Source organism: Streptomyces sp. NPDC127197 (assembly GCF_042672405.1).
Taxonomy (GTDB): Bacteria; Actinomycetota; Actinomycetes; order Streptomycetales; family Streptomycetaceae; genus Streptomyces; species Streptomyces flavusporus.
This window is the reverse complement of sequence record NZ_JBHXVG010000051.1, coordinates 33,295-45,434: the sequence shown is the minus strand read 5'-3', so window position 1 is coordinate 45,434 and position 12,140 is coordinate 33,295. Positions and strand designations below refer to the sequence as shown.

The window sequence follows — 12,140 nt, the reverse complement described above, 5'->3', positions numbered from 1 at the left end:
GGGGGGGGGTTTTTAACCTTTGGTTTTTGGTTGGGCATGGGGGCCGCCCTACGCTTTTTCTTTGGTTTTTTACCGTTGGTTACGCCCCACGGTCCGGGGGGGGGGGCCCCCCCCCCCGGGGGGCCCCGCCGGTCCTCACAAGGGATGAACTACTGCCGGAACCAGGCCTGGTTGGTGCCGCCCGTGCAGCTGTAGAGGATCACCCGGCTGCCGTCGGCGGTCGACTGCCCGCTGACGTCCAGGCACTTCCCGGACGCCTCGCTCACGATCTGCCCGTTGCCGTTCAGCAGCCAGCGCTGCGTGGCGTCTCCGGTGAACTCGGCGGCGGTCGTGAGGCCAGAGGTCCCGGCCGTCAGATACCCGCCCGCGCCCTTCAGGGCACCCTTCGCGTCGTACGACCACGACTGCTCCGCACCGCCCGTGCACGTACCGATCGCGGCCCCGGAGGCGTCCGCCGTCAGGCACTTGTCGGACTGCTCGCCCTGCCAGGCGCCGGTGACGGCCGAACTGCCGCGGCCCTTCTGGTCGAGCACGTACGTTGTGACGGAACGGGCGGGAAGCGTTGTCGAAACGGTCGAACCGCTCACCGCCGGCTTCTCCACGTTCGCCCAGTTCTCGTCCGCCGAGGTGCGCACGGCCTTGCTCGCCCGCAGCGGTGTCCTGCTGTTGAAGTTCAGATCGAGGGCGGTTTCCGTGGCGTTGTGGTTGTTGACCACGACCACCCACTTGCCCTTGCTGTCATAGGCGCTCACCTCGACGCCGCTCGGCGCGCCGGTGACGTTGTGCGCGACCGCACCCGGCTTCACGAACTTGCTGTACTGGCCCAGCGCGTAGTACCGCTTCGTGAAGTACAGGGTCTGGTTACCGCTGGTGGCGTAGTTCGGGTCGTAGTAGATCAGGCCGTCGTTCCAGCCCTGGTCGTTCTTCGCGTACGGGTCGGTGCCGATCATCTCCGACAGGGCGACCCACCAGTGGAACGCCGAGTCGTGGGCGACGGCGAAGTCCTTGTGGATGATGCGGGAGAGGTTCAGGCCGCCGTCGATCGTCGGGTCGTACTCCTGCGCCCAGCCCGTGCCGCCCTTGCCGAAGCAGCAGATCTCCGTGGACCAGGACGACTTGCCGACCGACTTCGACGTCTCGTAGACCCTCGCCCGGTTGGCGTCGGAGGGGTTGTCGTATGTGTGGTGGGCCAGCTTGTCGACGTACTGCGCCGTGCCCGGCTGCGAGATCCACTGCGGGACCTCGTCGTTGAACTTCACCGTGCTGGTGGACTCGTCGGCGATGATGCCGGTCTTCTGGTGCCGGGCCTGCTGCTCGGCGCCGAGCGCCCGCACGATGTCGTCGCGCTGCGGGACGTCGACGAGCATGCCCTCCTGGCCGCAGCTGTCGAAGCTGTTGGTCGGCTCGTTGAAGGGGCTGATGTAGTCGAACTTCGCGCCCTGCGTGGCGAAGTGGTCGGTGACGTCGGCGATGTAGTCCGCGAAGTCCTGCTCGTTCTCCGCCTTCAGATAGCCGCCGCAGCTCTTGCCGTTGGTCTTCCACTCGGCGGGCGCGCTGTTGACGAAGGCGATCAGATCCTCGACGCCGTAAGCGGCGGCGTACTTGAGGAACGTACGGCCGCCCTTGTCCTTGCTCCAGTCGTACGTTCCGTCGTCGTTACGGAAGTCCTCGGGGGCGCGCGACGGTGTGGTGACCGCCGTACCACCGCCGCCGATGTTGTAGCGGTAGCTGCTCAGGTCCAGGCCCTTCGAGGAGAACAGCAGCTTCGCCACCCGGGCCTGGACGGCCGGGTCGAAGTTCTTGAGGTCGTTGACCCACCAGGCGCCCGAGGCGCCGATGTTGTCGATGGTCTGGGCGGCGTGGGGGGAGACCTGGGCGGGTGTGGAGTCGGCGGCGCCTGCGGGGGGTGCGGATATCAGGGCTCCGGAGACAGCCAGTGCGGCCGCGGCTGTCGTGAGGATCGATCTGCTGGTGCGCAACGTGCATCCCTTCCGTCGTCATGAAGGTGGTGCGGTACGGCTCCTTGCGGGGGTGGTGCGTCGTGCGGTCCTCTGCCCGACGGACTGGAGGGCCCCTTCGAGCGCGAACGTCGCCGCGCCGAGGGAGACCGGGTCGGTGGGGATCGGGGAGAGGACGATCTCGGTGGCGGCCAGCGGCCGGCGCAGCGCATGCCGGGCGACGGCCTCGCGCACTTCGGCGAGCAGCGGTTCGCCGAGGGTGGCCGCGACCCAGCTGCTGAGCACGACCACTTCGGGGTTGAACAGGTTGACCAGGTCGGCGATGCCGGCGGCCAGATAACGGGCGGTGTCCCGGACGACCTTGACGGCGACCGGGTCGTTCGCGGTGACCGCGCGGGCGAGGGCGTCGATGGTGGCGGTCTGGTCCTCGGGGTGCAGCAGGGTGCTGCCGGGGCTCAACTCCCGCAGATGCTGCATGATTCCGGGCGCGCCGACATAGGTCTCCACGCAGCCGTGGTTGCCGCAGTGGCAGAGCCGGCCGTCCAGCACCAGGGTGGTGTGGCCCCATTCGCCGGCGCTGTTGCTCACGCCCCGGTGCAGCCCGCCGCCCAGCACGAGCCCGGCGCCCACCCCGGTCCCGAGGTTGACCACGACGGCGTCGCCGCGGCCCCGCGCGGCCCCGAACCACAGCTCGGCCACCGCGCAGGCGCGCAGCGGGTTGTCCAGGTAGAGGGGGTAGGCGATGTGCTCGGCGAGCAGGTCCAGCAGAGGCACGTCGTGCCAGTCCCAGTTGGGCGCGTACTCGGAGATGCCGGTGTCGCGGTCCACCTGCCCCGGCACGCTCACCCCGACACCGAGCACCCGGGCGCCCTCGATCCCGGCCTGCGCGACCACCGAGCCGACGGCGGCGGCGACATGGCTGACCACCTGCTCCGGGCGGCTCTCGCCGGGCCGCATGTCCTCGTCGGCGCGGGCCAGCACGTTCAGCGCGAGGTCGAACAGCTCGACATGGACGTACGTCTCCGCGATGTCGACGCCGATCAGCGCGCCGCCCGCCGCGTTGACGGCCACGAGCCCGCGCGGCCGGCCCCCCGCCGAGTCCTCGAACCCGACCTCGGTGATCATCCCGAGGTCGAGCAGCTCCCCGACGAGCGTGGCGACCGTGGCGAGGCTCAGGCCGGTCGCGGCGGCGAGCTCCTGCCGGGAGGTGGGGGACGCGGCGATGATCTGGCGCAGCACCTCGTAGCGGTTCGCGGTGCGGATGTCGCGTGACGTGCGCTTCACCGGAGTTCTCACCGGAGCTGCCCCCATCCTTTCCAGGCCAGGCCGGGACGACGTCGGCACCGGCGCGGCGCAAGGCTATGGGCTGCGGCGCCTTTCGACAAGGGGTTAGGAAAGGGGGTGGAGAAAGTCAGCTCAAGAGAAAGTCACGCACGAACGCGTTGGTGAACTTCCCCGCCGGATCCAGGTCCTTCACGAGCGCCCGGAAGTCCCCCAGCCGCGGATACAGTTCCCGCAACTGCGCCCCCGGCGCCGCGAACACCTTCCCCCAGTGCGGCCGGGCCTCGAACGCCTCCAGCGCCTCCTCCACCCGCCGCACCACCGGCAGCACGGCCGCCATGTCCTCGACCCAGGTGAAGTGCACGGCCACGGTGTCCCGTCCGTACGCCGGGCTCAGCCACTGATCGTCGGCGGCGACCGTCCGCACCTCGCAGGTCTGCACCACCGGCGCCATGACCGTACGGATCGCGTCGAGCGCGTCCAGGGCGTCGACGGCGTACGCGCGCGGCATCAGGTACTCCGACTGCAACTCGGCGCCGCTGCTCGGCGTGAACTCCGCCCTGAAGTGCGGCAGTCGCTCGTGCCACGGCCCGGGCACGCCGAACTGCCCGGTGCAGTTGACGGCGGGCATCCCCGGCACCGGGTGCAGCGCCTCGGTCGCGGGCGCCGCCCAGGGGAAGCCGGGCAGCGGCTGGTCCGTGCGCCGCTTGACCCACACCTGCCGGAACCCCGGCTCCCGCCAGTCGGTGAACAGGCTCACGCTGTACGCCACCGCCATCACCGACTCGAAGTCCAGACCGGCCAGCGGCAGTTCGGTGAACAGATGCTGCTCGACCTCGAACGCCGGCTCCAGGTCGAGGGTGAGCGCGGTGACGACGCCGAGCGCGCCGAGCGAGGTGACCGCACCGCCGAACCGCTCCTCACCCCGGCCGATCGTCACCGTCGTACCGTCGCCGGTGACCAGCTCCACCTCCCGTACGGCGGCCGCCAGCGGTGCGTTGCCGACGCCCGAGCCATGGGTGCCGGTGGCCACCGAGCCGGCCACCGAGATGTGCGGCAGGGACGCCATGTTGGGCAGGGCGAGACCGTGGTCGTGCACCCGGCGGGCCAGTTCCGCGTACCGGACGCCACCGGAGACCCGTACCGTACGGGCCGTCGTGTCGACGTCGATCTCAGGCGGCAGCGCGGTCAGGGACACCAGCGCGCCCTCGGCGCCGGGATCGGCGATCTCGTTGAAGGAGTGCCCGCTGCCCAGCACCCGCACCCGCGCACTGTCCGTGACGAGCGAGCGCAACGCGTCCAGCGTGCGCGGGCGGTGCAGCTCCTTGGCGGTGTACGTGATGTTGCCGGCCCAGTTGGTCACGGTCCCGGTCATACGGCGGCCCCTCCCCGAGGTGTCGAGAACGTCGGGGCCATCACATCACTGCCGTGACCGGCGCTGATGCGGTGGGCGCCGGTCAGGGGTCGCGAGGTCCCCGAAATGTCGGACACGTCCATGCCTTGCCGGACCCGGCTGCACACCTGAGGAGGCAGGGGGCATACCGTGAGGAGTCGAACGTCGCACCAGGGAATCGCCATAGGGAGGAGACACGGGATGGGCAGCCGCACCGCGCTCGTCGAGGATCTGATGGAGCGCTTCCCGCATGTGCCGCGGGAGGCCGTCTTCAAAGAGGACCTGCTCCGCGGAGGTGTGGCCTTCGACCCGTCCGCGCTCAGCGACAACGAGGGCGGCGAGGTCAAGCCGAAGTCGTACTTCATCTTCTCCTTCGACCACGGCACCCTGCCCGAGCTGGGCGAGGCCGCGCTGCGGCGTCCGCCGGAGGAGATCATCCTCACCGGCGGCCCGTACGACCTGCGGCGGACCGTCGTGTCCGTGCGCGTGAACCCGTCCTCGCCGTACCACGTCGCCGCCGACGACGAGGGCCTGCTCGGGCTCTACCTCGACGGCAAGCGCATCGCCGACGTCGGTGTGCCGCCGATGCCCGAGTACTACCGGCACACGCTCTCCAACGGAAAGTCCGTCATGGAGGTCGCGCCGACCATCCAGTGGGGCTACCTGATCTACCTCACCGTCTTCCGGGTCTGCCAGTACTTCGGCGCCAAGGAGGAGTGCCAGTACTGCGACATCAACCACAACTGGCGCCAGCACAAGGCCGCCGGACGGCCGTACACGGGCGTGAAGGACGTCGAGGAGGTCCTCGAGGCCCTGGAGATCATCGACCGGTACGACACCGCGAAGGCGTCCACCGCCTACACGCTCACCGGCGGCGCGATCACCAAGACGGTCGCCGGACGCGACGAGGCCGACTTCTACGGCCACTACGCCAAGGCCATCGAGGAACGCTTCCCGGGGCGGTGGATCGGCAAGGTCGTGGCCCAGGCGCTGCCGAAGGACGACGTGCAGCGCTTCAAGGACTACGGCGTGCAGATCTACCACCCCAACTTCGAGGTGTGGGACCGGCGTCTGTTCGAGCTGTACTGCCCAGGCAAGGAGCGCTACGTCGGCCGCGACGAGTGGCACAAGCGCATCCTCGACTCGGCGGAGATCTTCGGCGCGCGCAACGTCATCCCCAACTTCGTCGCGGGCGTGGAGATGGCGGAGCCCTTCGGCTTCACGACGGTCGACGAGGCGATCGAGTCGACCACCGAGGGCCTGCGCTTCTTCATGTCGCACGGCATCACGCCCCGGTTCACCACCTGGTGTCCCGAGCCCACGACACCGCTCGGCAAGGCCAACCCGCAGGGCGCGCCGCTGGAGTACCACATCCGGCTGCTGGAGGCCTACCGCGCCACCATGGACGACTTCGGTCTCTCCTCACCCCCCGGCTACGGCCCGCCCGGACCCGGCCGTGCGGTCTTCTCGGTGAGCTCCTTCATGGACAGCCTGCCCGCGCAGGAGCCGGCAGAGGTGTAGGACGGACATACCCTGAGGCCGGATCGAGACGTTCCGGCCTCCCATCCGTATGAGTCACAGAGCGCCGATGCGTGGACGGCGGAACGCAGGGGGGATTTGAATACGCGGCTTGTCAGTTGTGTCGGAACCGTGAAAAGCTCTTGACCCGCCCCGAGGTTCCCCCCAACTCCCTTTCCAATATGGTGAGTTGACCTCGCATGTGGATGCAGGAGACTCATGCCCGACCTGCCGACCCCCCAGGACGCCGCCGAGGCCGCGCTGTTCTCCGAGTGCTGGGACACGGTGCTCTCGTACGCCGACCTGTGCACGTCCGGCTCCGCGGCGGCGACACAGCTCGCCCGGGAGGCGTTCGCACACGGTATACGTGAGGCCCGCTCCGCCGACTCCGGAACGCACCGGAGCGGTGGTCGGCGGGCCCCCCGACTGCCGCGGATCGCCCTGCTGCTGACCGCCGTCCGCACCACGGCGGCCGACTGGGAGAGCCAGGGCGACGGCCACCGCCTCGACCCCGAACTGCGCCTGTGGCTCAACTCCGAGCAGGCCGCCCGCTACACCGGACCCCCGCTCGGCCGCCCGCTCGCCCTGCGCGCCTTGCGCGACATGCAGGGACCCGACGCGGAACTGCTGTGGCTGGCCGAGGTGGAGGCGCTGCCGCTGCCGGTGGTGGCCCGCCGGCTCGGCCTCGACCCGTCCGGCGTCGCCGAGGAACTCGCCGAGGTACGCGGCCTGTTCCGGGACCGCTGCCTGCGCAACCACCTCGACACGCCGCTGAGCCCGCAGTGCCGCAGCTACGCCCGGCTGCTCGACGCGATCACCCGCTCGCCGATCGCCGACACCCCCGACGACCTCTCCCGGCACCTCGCCCGCTGTGTGCAGTGCGCGGAGGCCGCGGCCTGCCTGCGGCTGCACGGCGGCGGACTGCCCGGCGCCCTGGCCGGCGGAGTCATCGGCTGGGGCGGCCTCGCCTACCTCGAACGCCGCCGCAGGGCCGCCGAGGTGCGCCTCGGTTCCGGCCGCCCCGACGCGGGCGACCCGGACGACGAGGCCGCGCGGGCCGGTGCCGACAAGGCACGCGTCCTGCGCAACGGACTCCTCGTCGCCGCCGCTCTCGTCTCCCTGCTCGCCCTCGCCGTCACCCTGATGCCCCGCGGCGGCACCGGCGACAACGCCGCGGCATCCGGTGACGGCGCCGACCGCCAGCCCGTCGCCGACCCGCGCCCCTCCGTACCGTCCGCCGACCCCCGCCCCTCCGACCCGGCGTCCGCGTCGCCCGAGCCGTCGGACCGCGAGGGGTCCGACCAGCCGACACGGCACGAGGACCCCGACCCGGAACCCCAGGGCACCTCCACCTCCACCACTCCGGCGGACACCGGCCCGGCCGATGACGAACCGGCCGCCTGCCAGGTCCGGTACGACCTCGTCGGCCAGTGGCCCGACGGCTTCCAGGCCACCGTCACCGTCACCACCGAGCACGCCCTCGACGACTGGCGGGTCGCCTGGTCCTTCCGGGACGGCCAGCGGATCGGCCAGATGTGGGACGCGAGCTTCACCCAGAACGGCGCGCGCGTCGTCGTCGACGCCGCCGACTACAACAGGTCCGTCCCCGCCGACGGCAACATCTCCTTCGGCTTCCTGTCGTCCTGGCGCGGCAAGAACTCACCGGCGTACGGGTTCACGCTGAACGGGGAGGACTGCGCCAAGGCCTGAAAATGCTTTGACGGGCCGTCCCCGTGCCCGGCTAGAGTTACGCCGCATCAGGCGGTGGCCCCGCGGCCGCCGCCGTACCGTCGAGTGTGCGTTGAGGAGGTGTCGACCGATGGCTGTCACTGCGATGGGCGCTGCCCGCATCCAGAAGTTCATCAAGTCCACCTCCGTGGCCACCGGCTGACACCCGACATCTTTCGCGCGCCGCACATCCGCGCGCCCGCCGGGGCCACCCTTGTGAAGGGTCACCCTTGACTTCCACTTCTGCTTCCGCCGCGCTCGCTCCCTACGGCTGGGACGAGGCATGGGCGGAGACGTTCGCCCCGTACGACTCCGAAGGGCTGCTGCCCGGACGTGTGCTCCGGGTGGACCGCGGTCAGTGCGACGTGGTCACCGCCGACGGCGTCCTGCGGGCCGACACCGCTTTCGTCACCCCGCACGACCCCCTGCGGGTCGTGTGCACCGGCGACTGGGTCGCCGTCGAACCCGCGGGCAACCCCCGCTACGTACGGACGTATCTGCCACGCCGTACCGCCTTCGTGCGCTCCACCTCCTCCAAGCGGTCCGAGGGGCAGATCCTCGCGGCCAACGTCGACCACGCGATCGTCGCCGTGTCGCTCGCCGTCGACCTCGACCTCGGCCGTATCGAACGCTTCCTTGCGCTCGCCTGGGAATCCGGGGCGCAGCCGGTCGTCGTCCTGACCAAGGCCGACCTGGTGCCGGACGCGGCGACGCTCGCGCACCTCGTGCAGGACGTGGAGACGACGGCGCCGGGCGTGCCGGTGCTCGCGGTCAGCGCGCTCGACGGGGACGGGCTCGAGGTCCTCGCAGCGGTCGTCTCCGGGGGTACGTCCGTACTGCTCGGGCAGTCCGGCGCGGGCAAGTCGACGCTCGCGAACGCGCTGCTCGGCGAGGACGTGATGGACGTGCAGGCCACGCGGGACGTGGACGGCAAGGGCCGGCACACCACCACCACGCGCAACCTGCTCCTGCTGCCGGCCGGCGGTGTGCTGATCGACACACCGGGGCTCAGGGGTGTGGGTCTCTGGGACGCCGAGACCGGGGTCGGGCAGGTGTTCTCCGAGATCGAGGAGCTCGCCGAACGCTGCCGCTTCCACGACTGCGCCCACGAGTCCGAGCCCGGGTGCGCGGTGCTGGGCGCCATCGACTCCGGGGAACTGCCCGTGCGACGGTTGGAGAGCTACCGCAAGCTCCTGAGGGAGAACCAGCGGATCGTGGCCAAGACCGACGCGCGGCTGCGTGCGGAGATCCGCAAGGACTGGAAGAGGAAAGGTGCGCAGGGGCGCGCCGCGATGGAGGCGAAGCGGGGGCGCTGGATGTAGACCAACGTCACGTCCGATTTCCGCCAGCGGCTCCGCTCCCCACGGCGGAGACTGGACAGCGTGATGGACGAAGACAGCAGGTACGAGGCCGTGCGCAGCAGGGACGGGCGATTCGACGGGGCGTTCTTCTTCGCCGTCGAGACGACCGGCATCTACTGCCGGCCGAGCTGTCCCGCCGTGACGCCCAAACGGCACAACGTGCGGTTCTTCGCGACGGCCGCCGCCGCGCAGGGCTCGGGGTTCCGGGCCTGCCGGCGGTGCCGGCCGGACGCGGTGCCGGGCTCGGCCGACTGGAATGCGCGGGCCGACGTCGTGGGGCGGGCCATGCGGCTGATCGGCGACGGCGTCGTCGACCGGGAAGGCGTCGCCGGCCTTGCCGCGCGGCTCGGCTACAGCGCCCGGCAGGTGCAGCGCCAGCTCACCGCCGAGCTCGGCGCCGGCCCCGTCGCGCTGGCCCGGGCCCAGCGGGCGCACACCGCGCGGGTGCTGCTCCAGACCACCGATCTGCCCATCACCCAGATCGCGTTCGCGTCCGGGTTCGCCAGCGTGCGCCAGTTCAACGACACGATCCGCGCCGTGTACGCGTCGACACCGAGCGAACTGCGCGCCGCCGCACCCCAGCGCCGCCCGGCCCGGCGGGCGGACACCCCGAGCGCCGGGATCCTGCTGCGGCTCGCCCACCGGGGCCCGTACCACGCCGGTGCCGTCTTCGACCTGCTGGCCCGCGAGGCGGTGCCCGGCATCGAGGAGGCGAGCGGGGCGCCCGGCGGCCGCACCTACCGCCGTACGCTCCGCCTGCCCTACGGCACGGGAATCGTCGCGGTCGACGAGCGGCCGGGGAGTTCCGGCTCGGCCCGCCACCGGGGCGGCTGGCTCGACGCGCGGCTGCACCTCACCGACCTGCGCGACCTCACCACCGCCGTGCAGCGGCTGCGGCGGCTGTTCGACCTCGACGCCGATCCGTACGCCGTCGACGAACGGCTCGGCTCCGACCCGCGGCTCGCGCCGCTGGTCGCCGCGCGGCCCGGACTGCGTTCGCCGGGCGCCGCCGACCCGGAGGAGCTGGCGATCCGCGCGCTGGTGGGACCGGCGGCAGAGCAGCTCGTACAGCGGTACGGCAAGGCCCTCGACGTCCCGTGCGGCACCCTCACCCACATCTTCCCCGAACCGGCCGTCCTCGCGGAGGCCGAGCCCGGCGGCACCCTGGGCGCGCTCACCGCCGCCCTCGCCGACGGCGCCGTACGGCTCGACCCGGGCGCCGACCGGGACGACGCACAGGCGGCACTGCTCGCCCTGCCCGGCCTGGACGGCGCCACCGTCGTCGCCATCCGCACCCGCGCCCTGGGTGACCCCGATGCGGCACCGCCCGACATGGACGTTCCCGACAGTTGCCGCCCCTGGCGCTCGTACGCCGTACAACACCTGTGCACAGCAGGGGAGTTGGAGTACCGATGACCACCCCGACCCACTGGACCACCGTCGACAGCCCGCTCGGCGAGCTGCTCCTCACCGCCGACCCGAGCGGCACACTGACATCCCTGTCCGTGCCCGGCCAGAAGGGCGGCCGCACCGTCCAGGACGGCTGGCTGCACGACCCCGGGCTGTTTCGCGAGGCCGAGGAGCAGCTCGCCGCGTACTTCGCCGGCGAGCTCAAGGAGTTCCGGCTGCCGGCGCACACCGACGGCACCACGTTCCGGCAGCGGGTGTGGGCCGCCCTGGACTCACTGCCGTACGGCGCCACCACCACGTACGGCGAGATCGCGGCCCGGATCGGTGCCCCCAGGGCCGCCGTACGGGCTGTCGGCGGCGCGATCGGTGCCAACCCGCTGCTGATCCTCCGCCCCTGCCACCGCGTGATCGGCGCCGACGGCTCACTGACCGGCTACGCGGGCGGCCTCGACCGAAAGGTGCAACTGCTCACGCTGGAGGGCGTGCTCTGACGCGTGGCTGAGGGGACGTGCTCCGGTCGTCCTCCTCCAGCCCCCAGCTGTGGACCCACTCCGGACGGATGCGGATCACCTCCTCGCTGAAGTGCGGGCCCAGCCCGTGCGGGCCGGTCAGGAGCTCCGCCTCCCCGCGGATCTCGACGCCGCGCACCCGCCACGGCCGCTCGCTGACCAGGTCGTCGACGACCAGGGCGAGCCTCGGGTTGCGCTGCAGGTTGCGCCACTTCTTGGTGCGGCCCATGGCCAGGCCGCCGATCAGGATCGTCCCGTCGTCCTGCGGGAAGAACCCGACGGGGTTCGCCTGCGGCTGCCCCCCGGGGGTCGACGGTGGCCAGCCGCCCCAGCCGCTGCGACTTCAGATACGCCCACTCGGCCTCGCTGAACTCGGTCATACCCGCAGCCAACCATGCCTTCGCACCGGGTACATCGGCTCGCGGACCTAGGACGCAGGACCTGGTTCGGGTCAGGCCCAGATCACCACGCCCAGCCACGCGCCCATGATCAGCAGGCAGGTGAACAGCTCCGCCAGCACACTGGAGCCGCCCGAGCGCATCGCCGTGCGCAGGGCCGCGCGCGCCTCGCCGTGCCGGCCCAGGCGGAGCCGTTCGCAGACGTAGATGCCGGCCATGAAGCCGGGGATCGCGCCGACCACGGGGACGAGGAAGAAACCGAGGAACGCGCCGACTCCGGCGTACACCGCCATCCGCGGTGTGGCGCCGCTCGTCCGCAGCCGGCGGGGCGGCAGCGCCCAGCGCACCACCTGCGACAGAAGCAGTGCGACGGTGGCGCCGACGAGCACGAACCAGGCGGCCGGCCGCGGATCCAGCAACGCCCACCACATGACGGCGGCCCACACCAGCCACGACCCGGGCACGCCAGGCACCAGCACTCCGCACAGGCCGAGCAGCATGACCAGCCCGGCCAGCAGGAGCTCCCACACTCCCATCTGCCCAGCGTGCCGGAGCCGGCCCGAACTCGCAGGTCCCCGGACAGG

The 12,140-nt window shown here is 71.5% G+C and carries 9 protein-coding genes and 1 pseudogene; 5 read left to right on the top strand and 5 right to left on the bottom strand.

What is annotated here, in order from left to right:
* Window positions 1–149: 149 nt before the first annotated feature.
* The 3 genes from ACFVJQ_RS40390 to ACFVJQ_RS40380 form a co-directional block, all read right to left on the bottom strand.
* Window positions 150–1,979 (bottom strand): glycoside hydrolase, encoded by a 1,830-nt coding sequence (locus ACFVJQ_RS40390; RefSeq protein ID WP_385790834.1) that lies wholly within the window; start codon window positions 1,977–1,979, stop codon window positions 150–152.
* An 18-nt stretch (window positions 1,980–1,997) separates the two neighbouring features.
* Window positions 1,998–3,242: an ROK family transcriptional regulator gene (locus ACFVJQ_RS40385; protein ID WP_385509733.1), complete on the bottom strand. Its 1,245-nt coding sequence runs from the start codon at window positions 3,240–3,242 to the stop codon at window positions 1,998–2,000.
* Between the two features lie 127 nt (window positions 3,243–3,369).
* The gene (locus ACFVJQ_RS40380; protein WP_385790832.1) at window positions 3,370–4,614 is read right to left on the bottom strand and encodes a D-arabinono-1,4-lactone oxidase; all 1,245 of its coding nucleotides are present in this window, start codon (window positions 4,612–4,614) and stop codon (window positions 3,370–3,372) included.
* A gap of 219 nt (window positions 4,615–4,833) precedes the next feature.
* Between ACFVJQ_RS40380 and ACFVJQ_RS40375 the strand changes: the two genes are divergently transcribed.
* The 5 genes from ACFVJQ_RS40375 (at window position 4,834) to ACFVJQ_RS40355 (ending at window position 11,140) form a co-directional block, all read left to right on the top strand.
* Window positions 4,834–6,153, top strand: a complete 1,320-nt coding sequence (locus ACFVJQ_RS40375) for a radical SAM protein (protein WP_385509736.1) — start codon at window positions 4,834–4,836, stop codon at window positions 6,151–6,153.
* Between the two features lie 216 nt (window positions 6,154–6,369).
* Window positions 6,370–7,860, top strand: coding sequence for a cellulose binding domain-containing protein (locus tag ACFVJQ_RS40370; RefSeq protein WP_385790829.1), 1,491 nt, complete (start codon window positions 6,370–6,372; stop codon window positions 7,858–7,860).
* A gap of 248 nt (window positions 7,861–8,108) precedes the next feature.
* Window positions 8,109–9,200, top strand: a complete 1,092-nt coding sequence (gene rsgA / locus ACFVJQ_RS40365) for a ribosome small subunit-dependent GTPase A (RefSeq protein WP_385790827.1) — start codon at window positions 8,109–8,111, stop codon at window positions 9,198–9,200.
* Window positions 9,201–9,263: 63 nt separating this feature from the next.
* Window positions 9,264–10,655, top strand: coding sequence for a DNA-3-methyladenine glycosylase 2 family protein (locus ACFVJQ_RS40360; protein WP_385790838.1), 1,392 nt, complete (start codon window positions 9,264–9,266; stop codon window positions 10,653–10,655).
* Window positions 10,652–11,140, top strand: a complete 489-nt coding sequence (locus ACFVJQ_RS40355) for a methylated-DNA--[protein]-cysteine S-methyltransferase (RefSeq protein WP_385790825.1) — start codon at window positions 10,652–10,654, stop codon at window positions 11,138–11,140. The genes ACFVJQ_RS40360 and ACFVJQ_RS40355 overlap by 4 nt, the downstream gene beginning before the upstream one ends.
* Here ACFVJQ_RS40355 and ACFVJQ_RS40350 read toward each other — a convergent pair.
* Together ACFVJQ_RS40350 and ACFVJQ_RS40345 are read right to left on the bottom strand one after the other, a co-directional pair.
* Window positions 11,118–11,538: pseudogene (locus ACFVJQ_RS40350) on the bottom strand (PPOX class F420-dependent oxidoreductase). The gene ACFVJQ_RS40355 and the pseudogene ACFVJQ_RS40350 sit on opposite strands and share 23 nt — an antisense overlap.
* Before the next feature lie 71 nt (window positions 11,539–11,609).
* Window positions 11,610–12,092 carry a DUF456 domain-containing protein gene (locus ACFVJQ_RS40345; RefSeq protein WP_385790823.1) on the bottom strand — a complete coding sequence of 161 codons (483 nt, stop codon included), beginning with the start codon at window positions 12,090–12,092 and terminating at the stop codon, window positions 11,610–11,612.
* Window positions 12,093–12,140: the final 48 nt, after the last annotated feature.